The organism is Pseudomonas sp. NPDC096950 (assembly GCF_044762525.1).
Lineage (GTDB): Bacteria > Pseudomonadota > Gammaproteobacteria > Pseudomonadales > Pseudomonadaceae > Aquipseudomonas.
Genome location: NZ_JBIWEL010000016.1, coordinates 23,697 through 41,102, shown reverse-complemented (window position 1 = coordinate 41,102; position 17,406 = coordinate 23,697). Strand labels below are relative to the sequence as shown.

Genomic DNA, 17,406 nt, shown 5'->3' with positions numbered 1-17,406 from the left:
ACCACATAGACCAGCAGGGTCGGCAGCCCGGCGATCATCGCCGCCGCCATATCAACGTTGTATTCCTTGGCCCCGGTACTGGTGTTGACCAAGTTGTTCAGCGCCACCGTAATCGGTTGCGAATCACCGCTGGAGAACACCACACCGAACAGGAAGTCGTTCCAGATCTGGGTGAACTGCCAGATCAGGCAGACCATGATGATCGGGGTGGACATCGGCAGGATGATCAGCCGGAAGATGGTGAAGAAACCCGCGCCATCGAGCCGCGCGGCTTTCACCAGCGCATCGGGAACACTGACGTAGTAGTTACGGAAGAACAGCGTGGTGAACGCCAGGCCGTAGACCACGTGCACGAACACCAGGCCGGTGGTGGTGCTGGCAAGGCCCATCTTGCCGAGGGTGAACGAGGCTGGCAGCAGCACGGTCTGGAACGGCAGGAAGCAACCGAACAGCAGCAAACCGAAGAACAGTTGCGAGCCACGGAAGCGCCACATCGACAGCACGTAGCCGTTCAGCGCACCGATGGCGGTGGAGATCAGCACCGCCGGAACGGTGATCTTGATCGAGTTCCAGAAGTACCCGTCAACCGTGCCCCAGGCCTTGACCCAGCCGATGCCGCTGACCACGGTTGGCCAGCTCAGCAGGTTGCCGGAGTTGATGTCTTCCGGGGTCTTGAAGCTGGTCAACAGCATGACCACCAGCGGAATCAGGTACAGGAACACGGCGAGGATCAGCACGCCATAGATCGCGATGCGACTCAGGCTGATGGCCGGTTTGGCAGCGAAACTAGTCATGACGCTTGGTCCTCAGCTCGGAGTACAGGTAAGGCACGATGATTGCGAGAATCGCACCGAGCATCAGAATCGCACTGGCCGAGCCCATGCCCATCTGGCCGCGACTGAAGGTGAAGGAATACATGAACATCGCAGGCAGGTCGGAGGAATAACCCGGGCCACCGGCCGTCATTGCCGCCACCAGGTCGAAACTCTTGATTGCGATGTGAGCGAGGATCATCACGGCGCTGAAGAACACCGGACGCAGGCTCGGCAACACCACTTTGAGGTAGATACGCGGCATGCTCGCGCCGTCAATCTGGGCGGCACGGATGATCGATTGATCAACGCCACGCAGGCCGGCGAGGAACATCGCCATGATAAAGCCCGAGGCTTGCCAGACGGCGGCGATCACCAGGCAGTACACCACGCGATCCGGGTCGATCAGCCAGTCCAGGCGAAAGCCTTCCCAGCCCCAGTCCCGCAACAATTTGTCCAGGCCCATGCCCGGGTTGAGCAGCCATTTCCAGGCTGTACCGGTAACGATCATCGAGAGCGCCATCGGGTACAGGTAAATGGTGCGGATAAAGCCTTCGCGACGAATGCGCTGGTCGAGGAACACCGCCAGCAGCACACCGATCACCAGGGTGATGCCGATGAACATGCCGCCGAACACCGCCAGGTTCTTGCTCGCTACCCACCAACGGTCGTTGTCGAACAGACGTTGGTATTGCGCCAGCCCTGCCCACTTGTAAGTCGGCAGGAAGGTCGATGTGGTGAACGACAGGACGAACGTCCACAGGATATAGCCATAGAAGCCCACCAGGACGATGAACATGCTGGGCGCCAGCACCAGTTTTGGGAGCCAGCGCTGCAGTGCATCGAACGGCGAGGCCTTGCTGAACACAGCAACAGAACTCATGGGAAGATCCCGTACGTAGAAAAAGGATTACAAGCGCATTCCCGGTGTGGGAGCGGGCTTGCTCGCGAAGGCGTCGTGTCAGTTCATAAAGTGTTGCCTGACACTCCGCTTTCGCGAGCAAGCCCGCTCCCACAGGGGGAGCTGCGGCTTTAACGGTTACTTGGCCGCTTTGATCGCAGTACCGAGTTGCTTGGCCGCAGTGGCCGGATCGGCTTTCGGATCGTTGATGAAGTTGGTCACCACATCAAAGAACGCGCCTTGTACCGCCAGCGTGGTCGCCATGTTGTGCGCCATGCTCGGCTGCAAGCCGCCGGACTTGGCGTCCGTCAGGAAGTCCTTGGCCGCGGTCTGGGCGCAGGAGTCGAAACCGTACTTGCCCATGTCGTTCAGCATGTCGATTCGAACCGGGATCGAGCCCTTGTTGATGCTGAAGACTTTCTGGAAGTTCTCACCCAGAACGACCTTGGCAATGTCCTGCTGAGCAGCAGCCGTGCCTTTGTCTTTCTGCTTGAACACCGCCAGGGAGTCGATGTTGTAGGTGAAGGCCTTGTCGGTACCCGGGAACGCTACGCACTCGTAGTCCTTGCCGGCGACTTTCTTGGCTGCGGTCCATTCGCTCTTGGCCCAGTCACCCATGATCTGCATGCCGGCCTTGCCGTTGATGACCTTGGCCGCTTCCAGGTTCCAGTCCTGGCCTTTGCCGTCGACGTCCATGTAGGTCGCGACTTTCTTCAGCTCGGTCAGCGACTTGACCATTTCAGGGCCGGTCAGTGCAGCGTTGTCCAGGTCAACCAGGGCTTTCTTGTAGCCGTCGGCGCCCATGACCGAAAGAACCACCGCTTCGAACACGGTGCTGTCCTGCCAAGGCTGGCCGCCGTGGGCAAGGGCAATGAAGCCCGCTTTCTTGAGCTTGTCGCCGGCGGCGTAGAACTCTTCAAGGGTGGTTGGCGCTTTTTCGATCCCGGCTTTCTTGAAGACTTCCGGGTTGATCCACAGCCAGTTGACGCGGTGAATGTTCACCGGCACGGCTACGTAATCACCGTCGTACTTCACGGTATCGGAGACTTTCTTGTCGAGCAGGCTGTCCCACTTCTCGGACTTGGCGGCTTCTTTCAGGACGTCGGTGTCGAGCAGACCGGTGGACGCCCATTCCTGGATGTCCGGACCTTTGATCTGCGCTACGCCCGGCGGGTTACCGGCAACGGCGCGGCTTTTCAGTACGGTCATGGCAGTCGCACCGCCACCACCGGCCACAGCGCCGTCCTTCCAGGTGAAACCGTCTTTTTCGACTTGGGCCTTGAGCACATCAACGGCGGCTTTTTCGCCACCGGACGTCCACCAGTGAACGACTTCTACCGAACCTTTGGAATCGGCGGCAAGTGCACTGACAGGGAATGCAGAGATAGGAAGCAATGAGGCAAGAGAAATGACAGTAGCGAGGCGAGAAATCGCATTCATCTAGAATTACCTTTCTTGTTGTTATGCATGCAAGTCTGGTGCTTGCGCTGCATGGGATTTTAAACAGGACTTATCCCTTCGCAGGTAACGAAGGGACGCTTGAATGTCACCACATGGTTACACAGGAGCGCTCTGGGACAACTGCCCCAAGGCAGTCGCCATGCTCGGCGCCAACGGCAGGCGCGGAATCAGCACGGCTTGCCAGGCGTGATACAGATCCGGTTTACCCGCCCAGATATCGGCACTCGGGCGGTTTTGCGGATCGAGTTCATGGTGCCAACTGCCGTCGCAGCGGTCGATGAAATGACTGTCACAGAATTCCCAGAACAGTCGGTACCAGGTTTCATATTGCTCATCGCCGGTGCGTTTCAGCAGCGCACTGGCGGCGGCGCTGGCTTCGCAATGGGTCCAGTGCAGGCGATGGCGAACCACGGCGCGATTGTCCCAGTCCAGCGTGTAAACAATCCCCGGTGCGCCATCGACATTCCAGCCGTGACGGCAGTTGTGGTCGAAGAGTTTTTGCGCGTCGGTCGCCAGCCAGCCCGGCGTCAGCATCCCGGCCTGTACCCGTGCGGCTTCGAGGTGCAGCAACAGTCGCGCCCATTCGAAACCGTGGCCCGGCGTGGTGCCGTAAGGGCGAAAACCGTCGGCCGGGTTGTCGTGGTTGTACTCGCGCAGCGGCTGCCAGTCGCGATCGAAATGCTCGACCACCAGGTAATCGTTGGCGGCGGCGTGACCATGAATCACCCGCTCGACGATGCGTTGCGCGCGGACCAGCCAGCGGTTGTCACCGGTGACATCCGCCAGCGCGAGGAAAGCTTCGGTGGCGTGCATGTTGCTGTTGGCGCCGCGATAGGCCTCTTCTTCGCGCCAGTCGCGGTTGAAGGATTCGCTCATCGCGCCCTCCTCCTCGCTCCAGAAATGCGTGTCGATGACGCGGATCGCTTCGTCGAGCAAGGCTTGTGCGCCGGGGCGTTGTGCGGCCACGGCGGAACTCGCGGCCAGGGCGACGAACGCGTGCAGGTAGGCGGCTTTGCCGGTGTTGTCATCGCGATGCTGTGCAACTGCGAACCAGCCGCCGTGCTCGGCATCCTTCAGCGGACCGCTGAGGGCCTGGACACCGTGATCCACCAGTTCAGCAAACCCCGGCAGGCCCTGGATGTGGGCCATGGCGAAGCTGTGGGTCATGCGCGCGGTGTTCATGGTTTCGGCGTGGGCGTTGGCCGGGAGGCGGCCCTTTTCATCGAGATTGCCGAAGCCTTCTGGAAGCTTCGACGCCTTGGCGAACGCCAACAGGCGCAGGCCTTCGGCGGCGAGCCATTGCTGATGGGCAGGCGCGTTCAGCCAACTGCTGAAGGCTGGTTGGAAGGTGTCCATGGGGTACCTTTTTTGTTGTTATGACTGGGGGCAGTCTAAACAACGGGTGCGGTGCGGCAGGTAACGAAGGGGGCGGGGTTTGTCACAGGGTTGTGACATTCGGCTTGAGGAATGTGTTGAAGGGGCTGACGCCTTCGCGAGCAAGCCCGCTCCCACAGGTGAGCGCATTCCAATGTGGGAGCGGGCTTGCTCGCGAAGAACGATAACGCAGTCTTTAATCAAGCGACCGAGGAAGCTGCAACGTCACCCGCAACCCACCCTCACGCAAATTCTGCAGACTCACTTCACCGCCATGACTATGGGCAATGTTGCGCGCAATGCCCAAGCCCAACCCATAACCCTGCTGCTGCCCGGCCAGGCGGAAGTGCGGTTCGAACACTTGCTCCATCCGCTGCTCCGGCACGCCCGGGCCTTCATCGTCCACATGCAGGATAAACGCGCTCTGGTCGTCATCGATGTGCAGATGGGCGTTCTGTCCGTACTTCAAGGCGTTGTCGATCAGGTTGCCGATGCAGCGCTTGAGCGCCAGCGGCTTGCCCGGATACGCCGCAAACGCCCGGCCCTGTTGAGTCACGCGGCCATTTCCATTGGGCGCCAAGTACGGTTCCACCAAACAATCGAGCACATGATTGAGGTCCACTGGCTCAATGTTTTCGTGAATGTCGGTGTCTTTCACGCATTGCAGCGCGCCTTTGACCAGCAGCTCCAATTCATCCAGATCGCGGCCAAACTTGGCTTGCAGTTTTTCGTCTTCAAGCAATTCGACCCGCAGGCGCAAGCGTGTGATCGGCGTGCGCAAGTCGTGGGAGATGGCGCTGAATAACTGGCTGCGTTCGGTCAGGTAACGACTGATGCGTTCGCGCATTGCGTTGAAGGCGCGGCCCACTTCGACCACTTCACTGCCACCGCCCTCGGGCACCGGTTCGACTTCAGCACCGAGGGACATGTCCCGCGCCGCCCGGGCCAGGCGTTTGAGGGGACGACTCTGCCAGTGCACCAGCAGGCCGATAAACAACAGCAAGAAGCCGCTGGTGAGCACGATAAACCACACCTGCTGCGCCGGCAGGCCTTGCTCTTCAAGACTGGTGTACGGCTCGGGCAGCAACGAGGCGATGTACAGCCATTCCCCCGGTGCCATCTGGATTTGCGTGACCAGCACCGGCGGGTTCACCGGTTCCAGGGTCAACGCGTAATGCGCCCATGAGCGTGGCAATTCATCGAGTTTCAACCCGCTGTTGAAGATCCGCAGGTCTTCGGGGCTGACGAAGGTCACCGAGATATCGGTGTCGTGGCCCAGGGATTCGCGCAGCACTTCGTCCACAGCCTTGAGCACCGCCGCTTTGCGCGGGGTGATCGGCAGCACTTCCATGCCTAACGGTTTGTCGTTGAGGGTCACCACAAACCGGGTGCCGCCCATGCTGCGCAATTGATCGAGCACCAGCGGCCGGAACGCCACCGGCAACGAGCGGAAATAACTGACGCTGGCGGTCATCGAATGCGCCAGGCTGCGGGCGCTGGTGACCAGGCCTTCGAGTTGCGTGGCGCGCAGTTGCGAGACCCAGATCACGCTGGATAACGCCTGGGCGAACATCACCACCAACAAGGTCAACAGCAACATCCGTCCGAGTAGCGAACGCGGCACCGGTACTTTGGCAGCGAGCCGGCGCAACATCTCAGTGGCCATTGCTGGCAACCACATTGGCGGCCAATTGATAACCACTGCCGCGCACGGTCCGGATCAGTCGCGGCGGTTTTTCGGTGTCGCGCAGGCGCTGGCGCAAACGGCTGACGGCCATGTCGACAATGCGATCCAGCGGCATCAAATCGCGGCCACGGGTGGCGTTGCCGATGGTGTCGCGGTCGAGGATTTCCTGGGGATGATCGAGGAACAGTTTCAGCAGGGCGAAATCGGCGCCGGAGAGAATCACTTCTTCGCCGTCGATGTGGAACAGCCGATGGCTGACCATGTCCAGCCGCCAGTCATCGAAGGCCAGCACTTCACCGCCGGAACGTTCCTGACCGAATTGGGCGCGGCGCAACAACGCCTTGATGCGGGCCTGCAATTCTCGAGGGCTGAAGGGTTTGCCGAGGTAGTCGTCAGCGCCCAGTTCCAGTCCAATCACGCGGTCAGCTTCGTCGGAGCTGGCGGTGAGCATGATGATCGGCACCTGGGCCTGGCGCGGGTGCTGGCGAATCCAGCGGCAGAGGCTGAAACCGTCTTCGTCCGGCAGCATCACATCGAGGATCACCAGATCGCTCGGCGCTTCGTTCATCGCCTGGCGAAAGCCTGCGCCGTCCGGCGTCGTGCGCACCTGAAAACCTGCACGGGTCAGGTAGGTGTCCAGCAACTCGCGTATCTCTTGATCGTCATCGACCAACAAAATCGACTTGTTGACTGAGCTCACAGGGGCGGCATCCTTGTTGTTTGAATTGGGCGGATTATGCCTGAACCACAGAATCTACAAACACCGCAGAACCATGTGGGAGCGGGCTTGCTCGCGAAGGCGGTGTATCAGTCGACATCAGCGTTGAATGTCAGTCCGCCTTCGCGAGCAAGCCCGCTCCCACAGGTTGGATTGCGTTTCAGGCCTGGTCGAGCGCCACACCTGCGCCAACCAGCCCGGAATACGGCGCCGTCACCAGCCACACCGGGATGCCTTTGAAGTAATCGCTCATGCAACCCTTGTCGGCGAAGCACCGGGCGAAACCGCTTTCAACGAAGAAATCGGCAAACCGTGGCACCACACCGCCCACGATAAACACGCCACCGCGACCACCGGTGGTCAGCACGTTATTGCCGGCCACGCGGCCGAGCCAGCAGCAGAACTGCTCCAGCACTTCCAGGGCAATCGGATCCCCCGCCAGACCGGCAGCGGTAATCGCTTCCGGGGTGTCGAGCACCGGTTCGTGTCCATCCACCGCACAAATCGCCCGGTAAACCCGCGGCAATCCACCACCACTCAACGCGGTCTCGGCGCTGACATGCCCGATCTCGTTGAAGATGTGTTGCCACAACTGGGTTTCTCGCGGGCTGCTCAACGGCAAATCGACGTGACCACCCTCCCCCGGCATCGCCGCATAACGGCCTTCGCCCAGATCAAGCAAAGTGCCGACGCCCAAACCGGTGCCCGGACCAATCACCACCGCCGGGCGCAATGGCTCCGGCGTGCCTTCGCAAACCACGCGGAATTCGCCCGGCTGCAAACGGGTCATGCCCAGAGCCATGGCCGAGAAGTCGTTGACCAGCAGCAGTTGATCCACCTGCAAGGTCTGGCAGAACGCCTTGCGGCTCAGGCGCCAGTGATTGTTGGTGAAGCGGAATTCATCGCCACTCACCGGGCCGGCGACCGACAGGCACACCGAACCAATGTCACCCGGTTTGAGCCCCAACCCGCTCAGGTAGACCCCAATGGCCTCCTCCGGGCTGGCGTGTTCCGCCGTCGGCAATACCTGGATCGACTCCAGTTGCTGGTTTTTCCACAACGCGAAACGTGCGTTGGTCCCACCGATGTCACCGACCAAAGCCAGTTTCAATTAAGCGTCTCCAGGGCAGAAGTAAAGGCGCTGGCGCCCTGCTCTGCGGAGCTGAAGGCCATGCGCATGAAACCAAACAGTTCGCGCCCGCTGCCGATGTTGTTACCCAACAAACCCTTGGCCGGTGTGCGCGCTGCGAATTCTTCGGCGTCCACCTTAAGCTCCAGGGTGCCTTTGACGCCATCGACGCGGATGATATCGCCCTCTTGCACTCGCGCAAGAGCGCCGCCGACGTAAGCTTCGGGGCTGACGTGAATCGCCGCCGGGATTTTCCCGGACGCGCCGGACATCCGTCCGTCGGTCACCAGCGCCACTTTGAAGCCGCGATCCTGCAGCACACCGAGGAACGGCGTCATCTTGTGCAGTTCCGGCATGCCGTTGGAGCGCGGACCCTGGAAGCGCATCACCGCGACAAAATCCTTCTCCAGCAAACCGGCCTTGAATGCATCGGCCAAATCCTGCTGATCCTGGAACACCATGGCCGGTGCTTCGACGATCTGGTTTTCTAGCGCGACAGCGGAAACCTTCATGACGCCACGACCGAGGTTGCCTTCCATCACGCGCAAGCCGCCTTCTGACGAGAACGCGCGCGCGACCGGGCGCAGGATGGTTTCGTCGAGGCTGTCGGTCACGCCTTCGCGCCAGACCAGTTCGCCGTTATCGAGGAACGGTTCCTGGGTGTAGCGGCTCAGGCCATGGCCGAGCACGGTGTTGACGTTTTCGTGCAGCAAGCCCGCTTCCAGCAGTTCGCGGATCAGGAACGACATGCCGCCCGCCGCCTGGAAGTGGTTGATGTCGGCTTTGCCGTTCGGATAGACGTGGCTCAGGGTCGGCACGACTTCGGAGAGGTCGGCCATGTCTTGCCAGGTCAATTGAATACCGGCAGCCATCGCGATGGCCGGCATGTGCAGGGTGTGGTTGGTCGAGCCGCCAGTCGCGTTCAGCGCCACGATGGAGTTGACCAGCGAACGCTCATCGACGATTTCACCGATCGGCATGAAGTTGCCATTTTGCTTGGTCAGGCGCGTGACTTGATGCGCCGCTTCGCGAGTCAGGGCCTCGCGCAACGGGGTGTTCGGGTTGACGAAAGAAGAGCCCGGCAAGTGCAGGCCCATGACTTCCATCAGCAGCTGGTTGGTGTTGGCGGTGCCGTAAAAAGTACAGGTACCGGGGCTGTGGTAGGAATTCATTTCCGATTCCAGCAGCTCCTCGCGCGAGGCTTTGCCTTCGGCATAGCGCTGGCGCACATCGGCTTTCTGCTTGTTGGAAATGCCGGAGACCATTGGTCCGCCCGGTACAAAGATCATCGGCAGATGACCGAAACGCAGCGCGCCCATCATCAGGCCCGGCACGATCTTGTCGCAGATGCCGAGCATCAACGCGCCGTCGAACATGTTGTGGGACAGCGCCACGGCGGTGGACAACGCGATCACTTCACGGCTCGGCAGGCTCAGTTCCATGCCGGGCTCGCCCTGGGTCACGCCATCGCACATGGCCGGGGTGCCGCCGGCGAACTGGCCGACCGAGCCGATTTCGCGCAGGGCTTTCTTGATCTGTTCAGGAAAGACTTCGTATGGCTGATGCGCCGAGAGCATGTCGTTATACGAAGAAACAATGGCGATGTTCGCGGAGTTCATCATCCGCAGACTGTTCTTGTCTTCGGTGCCGCAACCCGCCACGCCGTGGGCGAAGTTGGCGCATTGCAGCTTGCCGCGCATCGGACCGTCGCTGGCAGCGCCGCGAATCAGCGCAAGGTAAGCCTCACGCGTAGCTCGGCTACGGGCGATAAGCCGTTCGGTGACCTCAAGGACGCGGGGATGCATGTGTAGAACTCCAGGCTAACGGATGTGGCGACCTGATTGTCTATGCTGATCAAGGGCCGTTGTCGATGGGGTGACGGGCGGCTTTCTTGATCGATCGGACCAGTTGATTCAGGTCACTCGTTGTAGATTGAACAAAATATTGCCATTAAAAAGGCTTGTTTTCTATTTTTATGCGAATAATCTTGTAATTCCAACAACAAAACGACGGCGGCCCTGTTAAATGACTCTTCGAATCGCAATCAATGGTTTTGGCCGTATCGGCCGCAATGTCCTTCGCGCACTGTATACCCAAGGCTACCGCCAGGATTTGCAGATCGTTGCCATCAATGACCTGGGCGACAGCTCGATCAACGCTCATCTGCTGAAGTACGACACCGTTCACGGCACATTCGACGCCGATGTCCAGCACGATAACGAAAGCCTGACCGTCAACGGCGACCGTATTTCGGTCAGCGCAATCCGCAACCCGGCCGAACTGCCGTGGGCTGCCGAGAAGATTGACGTGGTATTTGAATGCACCGGTCTGTTCACCGACCGGGCCAAAGCCGCCGCGCATATTACGGCCGGCGCGCGCAAAGTGATCATCTCGGCCCCGGCCAAAGGCGCCGACGCCACTGTGGTTTACGGGGTCAACCACGACATCCTGCGCCAGTCGCACCAGATTATTTCCAACGCCTCGTGCACCACCAACTGCCTGGCCCCGGTGGCCCAGGTGCTGCACCGCGAGTTGGGCATCGAGAGCGGTCTGATGACCACGATCCATGCCTACACCAATGACCAGAACCTGACCGACGTCTACCACACCGACCCGTACCGCGCTCGTTCGGCCACCCAGAACATGATCCCGAGCAAGACTGGCGCCGCTGAAGCGGTCGGCCTGGTGCTGCCGGAACTGGCGGGCAAACTGACCGGCATGGCGGTGCGTGTACCGGTGATCAACGTGTCGCTGGTGGACCTGACCGTGCAGCTCAAGCGCGAAGCGTCGGCCGACGAAGTGAATGCGCTGCTGAAAGAAGCGGCCCAGCATTCGAAGATTCTCGGCTACAACACCCTGCCGCTGGTCTCCAGTGACTTCAACCACAACCCGCTGTCGTCGATCTTCGACGCCAACCACACCAAATCCAGCGGCAAGCTGCTCAAGGTGCTGGCCTGGTACGACAACGAATGGGGCTTCTCCAACCGCATGCTCGATAACTGCCTGGCGCTCTGCAACGCTGAATAACACGTGGAGCAACACCGATGATCGGTATCAGCTTCACGCAAAAAACCATGGCGGCGCGCAAGCGTATCGCCTTGGTGGCCCATGATCATTGCAAAGTGTTTTTGCTGGACTGGGCCGAGCGGCAGAAAGACAAGCTGGCGCAACATGAACTGGTCGCCACCGGCACCACGGGGTTGTTGTTGCAACAACGCCTCGACCTGCCGGTGGAAAGCATGATCAGCGGCCCGTTGGGCGGCGACCAGCAACTCGGTGCGCGCATCGCCGAGCAGCGGGTCGACATGCTGGTGTTCTTCTGGGACCCGTTCGAACCGCAACCCCACGACCCGGACATCAAGGCGTTGCTGCGGGTCGCGGCGGTCTGGAACATCCCGGTGGCCTGCAACGAATGCAGCGCCGATTACTTGCTGAGCAGCCCGATGATGGATCAGGCCCACCAGCACCGGATTCCGGATTACGCGACCTATCTGCTGGGTCGCGCGTAAAGCTTCACAAATCAGCACTTGACCACTCGGGCGGATGATAAGCATTATCATTCGCTCGAAATGGATCAGGTCCTCCCGTGAGTCAATCGCGCTTCAATCACGTCTTCATCGCCCAGCGGGTTTCCCTGCTGCGCACGTTGGAGCGGATGGTCAACAATCACAGCACCGCCGAAGACCTGCTGCAGGAAACTTACCTGCGCGTGACCCGGGCGCTCAGTGAACGGGCCATCGATCACCTCGAACCCTTTGTGTTCCAGACCGCCCGCAACCTGGCGCTGGACCATTTGCGTGCGCGGCGCATCCAGTCGCGCACCATGCTCGATGACGTCCCGCTGGAGGTGGTGGAAAGCATCGCCGCCCCCGCCAGCAGCGCCGAGGACGCCGCCCATGCCGAACAATTGCTGGAGCGTTTGAACGTGAGCCTCAGTGAACTCAGCCAGCGCCAGCAGCAGATTTTCATCCTCAGCCGCTTGCATGGGCACAGTTATCTGGAGATTTCCGAGAAGCTCGGCGTTTCGTTGAGCACGGTGCAGAAAGAATTGAAATTGATCATGGCGATCTGCATCGGCGTTGCGGAACGCTTAAACGGCGACTGAGCACGCAAGGCTTTGCTACCCTTGCTCACTTTCAAGCGCCATAAAAAACCAGCCGTGCACAGACACAGCCGAGGAAACACCGTGACGGACACCCACCGCTCCGCTGGAGACCCCGCCAGCGCGATGGACCAGGCCCTGGACTGGCTGATCGTGCTGGGCAGTCCGAGCGAAGAACAGACCCGACAGTTCCACGACTGGCTGGCCGCCGATCCGCTGCACGCCGAAGCCTTCGCCAAGGCCCAGGCGATCTGGGACGGTCCGCTGGTCACGCAGTGCGCGCAAAGCCTCGCCGCGCAACCGGCGAAAGTCAGCGTGCTGTCGCGCCTGCGTCCGCACTGGAAACCCCTGGCCACGGCGGCGGTGTTGATCCTCGGTTTGTTCAGCTTCAGTAATTTGCCGATGCGCTTGCAGGCCGATCACCTGACCGTGGTCGGTGAGCGCCAACGCCTGCAACTGGAGGACGGCTCCAAAGTCCTGCTCAATACCAACTCGGCATTTTCCAGCACCATCAACGACCAGCAGCGCGTGGCCCGGTTGTACCAGGGCGAGGCGTTTTTCGAGGTGCCGGCCAACCGTGGCCAGGCGTTGGAGATCGACGCCGGACCGGTCAAGGCCAGCGTGCGCGATACCGCGTTTGCCGTGCGTTACCTCGACGGCGTGGCGCAGGTTCGGGTGCAGCGCGGCGACGTGGATTTGCGTGCGACCCGTGACGATGCGCGGGTGCGGCTCTCGGCGGGCGAAAGCATCCGCATCGGCCCCAACGGTTTCGACCGCCCGGCCAAGCTCGATGCCGCCACCGACCTGGCCTGGGTCCAGGGCCGACTGGTATTCGAAAACTGCCCGCTGAGCCAAGTGCTGGCGGAGCTGCGTCGCTACTATCCGGGCTGGATCATCAACAACAATGAGCAGTTGGCCGACGTCGCCGTCACGGGTAATTACCGTCTCGACCAGCCGCTGGACGTGGTCCGCTCCCTCGCTCATATCACCTCTGCCCGGCTCCAGGAATTCCCTGCGCTGGTGATCCTGAACTAAATGAGAATTATTTTTACTCGATAGCTGAAGCTCGTTCGTCTCGTTATAGCCAATGCAATTGATTCGCATCTAAGGATGCCAATCTGCACCTATAAAGATTCGTGCGACACGGAGCGCTATCGATGTCCTCTCGCCATACCCGCCAGTCCTCTTCACCTTCCCGCGTGTTGTCGCTGCTGACCGCCGCCATCCTGATGGCCGGTGCCGCGCCGCTGATGGCCGCCACTGCCGCCGAGCAGCCAAGCCGCAACATGGGCGATTATTCGTTCGCCATTCCACAGCAGTCGCTGGTGTCGGCCCTCAATGCCTTTACCGCCGTAACTGGCTGGCAGGTCGGCTTGCCCGCCGAACTGGCGCAAGGTGTCGCCTCGCCGGGTGTGCGCGGTTCGCTGCCACCGGAAAAAGCCCTGGATCGCCTGTTGGTGGGGACCAACCTCGGTTATCGCAAACTGGGCAATAACAACATCGTGCTGGAAAAGCGCAACAGCAGTGGCGCGCTTAATCTGCAACAAGTGACGATCAGCGCCACCCGCCAGGAACAGAGCATCGACAGCGTGCCGGCCACCGTCACTGTGCAGACCCGCGAAGAGCTGGACCGCAACAACGTCAACAACATCAAGGATCTGGTGCGCTACGAACCGGGTGTTTCGGTAGGTGGTGCAGGCCAGCGCGCCGGGCTCACCGGTTACAACATCCGCGGCATCGACGGCGACCGCGTACTGACACAAGTCGATGGCGTGCAAGTGCCGGACAGTTTTTTCAACGGCCCTTACGCCCAGACCAACCGCAATTACGTCGACCCGGAAATCGTCAAACGCGTCGAAATCCTCCGTGGCCCCGCGTCGGTTCTGTACGGCAGCAATGCGATCGGCGGCGCGGTCAGCTATTACACCCTCGATCCGGACGACATCATCAAGCCCGGCAAAGACGTCGGCGCGCGCCTGAAAACCGGCTACAGCTCGGCAGACGATAGTTGGCTGACGTCCGGCACCGTCGCTGGCCGCACCGGCGATTTCGACGGCTTGCTGCATTTGAGCCAACGCAATGGCCATGAAACCGAATCCTACGGCGAAACCGGCGGCACCGGCCTCAACCGCACCGAGGCCAACCCCGAAGACGTGCGCACCACCAACGTGCTGGCCAAACTCGGCTGGAATTACGCCGACGACGCACGCCTGGGCCTGACCTACGAAAAATACAAAGACGACCGCGACACCAATCAACTGAGCGCCGTGGGTGGTCCGTTCAACGCCGGACGCGGGTTCGGTTTCTACAAGTCCCGCACCGGCAATGACACGGTCAGCCGCGAACGTTTTGGTATTGAGCACAGCTTCGGCCTCGACAGTGCATTGGCCGACAATATCAAGTGGTCGCTCAACTACCAGATCGCCAAGACCGACCAGAGCACCGAAGAAATCTACGCGCCGTCCCGCACCGTACTGCGTGAGCGCAACACCAATTACAAGGATCGCCAATGGGTGTTCGACGCCCAGGCCGACAAGTCCTTCGCCATTGCTGACACCGATCACACCGTCACCTACGGCACCACCATCAAGCAGGACAAAGTCACCGGCCTGCGTACCGGCACCGGCACCTGCCTGACCGTGGCCGGCGCCTGCCGCGTCATTGGTGCACCAAGCGCCGCCGACACCTTGAAACCGGCCAGCGACTTCCCGGACCCGACCATCAACAGCTACAGCCTGTTTGCTCAGGATCAGATCAGCTGGGGCAACTGGACCTTCCTGCCGGGCGCGCGCTACGACTACACCCAACTCAAGCCGCACATAACCGACGAGTTCCTGGCCACCGCCGACCAGAGCGGCAACGGCGTGGTGAGCGACAAGACCAAGACCTGGCATCGTCTGTCGCCGAAGTTCGGCACCACCTACAGCTTCAACGATAACTACACCTGGTACGGCCAGTACGCCGAAGGCTTCCGCACGCCGACCGCCAAGGCTTTGTACGGTCGTTTCGAAAACCTCGCCGGCGGTTATCAGGTCGCGCCGAATCCGGACCTGGAGCCGGAAAAGAGCAAGAGCTATGAAACCGGCCTGCGCGGCCAGTTCGAGGCAGGCACGTTCGATGTGGCGGTGTTCTACAACAAGTACCGCGACTTCATCGACGAGAATGCGATCACGCCCGGCTACACCGAGACCACGTTCCAGAGCAATAACATCAAGCACGCCACCATCAAGGGCGTGGAGCTCAAGGGTCGCCTGAACCTCGACACCTTCGGCGCTCCGACCGGCCTCTACACCCAAGGCTCGATGGCGTACCTGTATGGCCGCAACGATGACACTGGCCAGCCGCTGAACAGCATCAACCCGCTGACCGGCGTGTTCGGCCTCGGTTACGACCAGGATAACTACGGCGCGCTGTTGAGCTGGACTCTGGTCAAGCGCAAGGACCGCGTCGACAGCACCAGCTTCAAGACCCCGGACGGCACCAGCACCCAGTTCAAGACCCCGGGTTATGGCGTGCTCGACCTGGCCGGTTTCTACAAGGTCACCGACGACGTGACGATCAATGCCGGCCTGTACAACCTGACCGACAAGAAATACTGGCAGTGGGATGACGTACGCGGTTACGACAGCGTCGGCGAAGCCTCGGTGACCCAACCGGCCAACCTCGATCGCCTGACCCAACCGGGTCGCAACTTCGCGGTCAATCTGGTCTGGGACATCTGAGCCTGAATGCCTCACTGCGACACATTTGTTAATGCGTCGTGGTGAGGTTTTTTTACGCTCGGGCGTCTTCTTGTTCGTCTCGTTACCAAGCGCCTCTTTTTTCACAAGGATTTCCCATGACCTCCACGGACACTGCTCAACGCGCCGCCCTGCGTTCGCAACGTTTGAACCAGATCACCAACGAGCCCCACACCAAACTGGATGCACTGGTCAAAGCCCACGCGCCGTTTGAAACCCAGGCCAACTTCGCCCGTTTCGTGGTCGCGCAGTACCTGTTCCAGTCGGAACTGGTGGCGCTGTACAACGACGCCGAACTGACCGCCATCGTCCCGGACCTGCCGGCGCGTTGCCGGGCCGAAGCGGCGAAGGCTGATCTGGCGGACCTGGACACCGAGGTTCCGGCACCGGTGGCAGGCGCCGTGCAGAATCCAACCAAAGCCGCGGCCCTGGGCTGGTTGTTCGTTTCCGAAGGCTCGAAGCTGGGTGCTGCGTTTCTGATCAAGCGCGCCGTGGGCCTGGGCTTGAGCGAAACCTTTGGTGCCCGTCACCTCGGTGAACCGGCCGGTGGCCGCGCTGAAGGCTGGAAGAGCTTCGTCAAAACCCTCGACTCGCTGGCGTTCAGCGCTCAGGAAGAAGCCGAAATCGAGCAAGCTGCGGTCGATGCGTTCAACCGCTTCACCGTACTGCTGGAACAGGCCTACACCCCGGAACTCGCCTGACACCACCCCCCCCTGTGGGAGCGGGCTTGCTCGCGAAAGCGTCTTGTCAGTCGATATCAATGTTGCCTGATACACCGCCTTCGCGAGCAAGCCCGCTCCCACAAGGGAACTGAGTACACCCCGCAATACCCCAATCAACACTTGCCGATCGTGCGCCACACTGGTCACCATAAGCCCCATGCCTCACCTCGCCTCCTCCAAACTCGCCCGAATCCTCTTCGGCCTGCTGGCCTACGTCAGCCTGGGCATCGGCCTGGTTGCGATTGTCGTGCCGGGCCTGCCGACCACCGAGTTCATCCTTCTCGCCGCGTGGGCCGCGACCAAGAGTTCGCCGCGCCTGAGTGCCTGGCTGGAAAACCATCGGTTGTTCGGGCCGATCCTGTGCAACTGGCGCAACGGCAAAATCATCGCCCGCCGGGCCAAGGTCAGCGCCACCGTCAGCATGTTGCTGTGCGCCGGTTTGATGCTGGTGATGCTCGATCACGGCTGGCCGATTTACCTGGCGATTGCCGGTATGAGCCTGGGCAATCTGTGGATCTGGTCGCGACCGGAATCAGCCCCGCAACCTTCCTGACGTACACAAATCCCCTATAGCCCCAACACCGCAAATCTCCTGAATTCCAGCCCGTTTCAGGGGATTCTCCTGCGCAAACGTTCACCTGATACCGTTCGTCCGCTTACCCCTCATGCAAGCTGTGCGCGCGCCGATGTGGATTAAATGGCGCTGAATGGACTTGGCGAGCGGGATCTCTCCCGTCTCTTGGCCAACACCTCATCCATT

The 17,406-nt window shown here is 60.8% G+C and carries 15 protein-coding genes; 7 read left to right on the top strand and 8 right to left on the bottom strand.

The window, feature by feature from the left end; translation table 11 throughout:
• From ACIQY3_RS22420 to edd, 8 genes are all read right to left on the bottom strand, one after another.
• A partial coding sequence (locus ACIQY3_RS22420; RefSeq protein WP_403023713.1) for a carbohydrate ABC transporter permease occupies positions 1-794 on the bottom strand: 794 nt, incomplete at its 3' end.
• Positions 787-1,695 carry a carbohydrate ABC transporter permease gene (locus ACIQY3_RS22415; protein ID WP_054044927.1) on the bottom strand — a complete coding sequence of 303 codons (909 nt, stop codon included), beginning with the start codon at positions 1,693-1,695 and terminating at the stop codon, positions 787-789. The genes ACIQY3_RS22415 and ACIQY3_RS22420, both read right to left, overlap by 8 nt.
• A 156-nt stretch (positions 1,696-1,851) precedes the next feature.
• The gene (locus tag ACIQY3_RS22410; RefSeq protein ID WP_403023708.1) at positions 1,852-3,153 is read right to left on the bottom strand and encodes an ABC transporter substrate-binding protein; all 1,302 of its coding nucleotides are present in this window, start codon (positions 3,151-3,153) and stop codon (positions 1,852-1,854) included.
• 117 nt (positions 3,154-3,270) lie between these two features.
• Positions 3,271-4,530 carry an AGE family epimerase/isomerase gene (locus tag ACIQY3_RS22405; RefSeq protein WP_403023705.1) on the bottom strand — a complete coding sequence of 420 codons (1,260 nt, stop codon included), beginning with the start codon at positions 4,528-4,530 and terminating at the stop codon, positions 3,271-3,273.
• Between the two features lie 214 nt (positions 4,531-4,744).
• Complete coding sequence (locus tag ACIQY3_RS22400; RefSeq protein WP_403023702.1) at positions 4,745-6,214, bottom strand: ATP-binding protein; 1,470 nt, start codon at positions 6,212-6,214, stop codon at positions 4,745-4,747.
• Positions 6,204-6,935 (bottom strand): response regulator, encoded by a 732-nt coding sequence (locus ACIQY3_RS22395; RefSeq protein WP_010457397.1) that lies wholly within the window; start codon positions 6,933-6,935, stop codon positions 6,204-6,206. The genes ACIQY3_RS22400 and ACIQY3_RS22395 overlap by 11 nt, the downstream gene beginning before the upstream one ends.
• Positions 6,936-7,113: 178 nt before the next feature.
• Entirely contained in the window at positions 7,114-8,064 is a 951-nt protein-coding gene (locus tag ACIQY3_RS22390; protein ID WP_403023698.1) for a glucokinase, read from the bottom strand.
• Positions 8,061-9,887, bottom strand: a complete 1,827-nt coding sequence (gene edd, locus ACIQY3_RS22385) for a phosphogluconate dehydratase (RefSeq protein WP_054044938.1) — start codon at positions 9,885-9,887, stop codon at positions 8,061-8,063. The genes ACIQY3_RS22390 and edd overlap by 4 nt, the downstream gene beginning before the upstream one ends.
• Positions 9,888-10,107: 220 nt before the next feature.
• Between edd and gap the strand changes: the two genes are divergently transcribed.
• From gap to ACIQY3_RS22350, 7 genes are all read left to right on the top strand, one after another.
• Positions 10,108-11,109 (top strand): type I glyceraldehyde-3-phosphate dehydrogenase, encoded by a 1,002-nt coding sequence (gene gap / locus ACIQY3_RS22380; protein ID WP_054044940.1) that lies wholly within the window; start codon positions 10,108-10,110, stop codon positions 11,107-11,109.
• Between the two features lie 17 nt (positions 11,110-11,126).
• Positions 11,127-11,591, top strand: coding sequence for a methylglyoxal synthase (locus ACIQY3_RS22375; RefSeq protein WP_054044942.1), 465 nt, complete (start codon positions 11,127-11,129; stop codon positions 11,589-11,591).
• A gap of 77 nt (positions 11,592-11,668) precedes the next feature.
• Positions 11,669-12,187, top strand: coding sequence for an RNA polymerase sigma factor (locus tag ACIQY3_RS22370; protein WP_054044943.1), 519 nt, complete (start codon positions 11,669-11,671; stop codon positions 12,185-12,187).
• Positions 12,188-12,268: 81 nt separating this feature from the next.
• Positions 12,269-13,219 carry a FecR family protein gene (locus tag ACIQY3_RS22365; protein WP_403023693.1) on the top strand — a complete coding sequence of 317 codons (951 nt, stop codon included), beginning with the start codon at positions 12,269-12,271 and terminating at the stop codon, positions 13,217-13,219.
• A 122-nt stretch (positions 13,220-13,341) separates the two neighbouring features.
• Positions 13,342-15,906 (top strand): TonB-dependent receptor, encoded by a 2,565-nt coding sequence (locus ACIQY3_RS22360; RefSeq protein ID WP_403023690.1) that lies wholly within the window; start codon positions 13,342-13,344, stop codon positions 15,904-15,906.
• A gap of 116 nt (positions 15,907-16,022) precedes the next feature.
• On the top strand, positions 16,023-16,625 hold the full coding sequence (locus tag ACIQY3_RS22355) for a biliverdin-producing heme oxygenase (RefSeq protein WP_403023687.1): 603 nt from the start codon (positions 16,023-16,025) through the stop codon (positions 16,623-16,625).
• Between the two features lie 178 nt (positions 16,626-16,803).
• Positions 16,804-17,199 carry a YbaN family protein gene (locus ACIQY3_RS22350; RefSeq protein ID WP_403023684.1) on the top strand — a complete coding sequence of 132 codons (396 nt, stop codon included), beginning with the start codon at positions 16,804-16,806 and terminating at the stop codon, positions 17,197-17,199.
• The last annotated feature ends 207 nt before the right edge of the window (positions 17,200-17,406 follow it).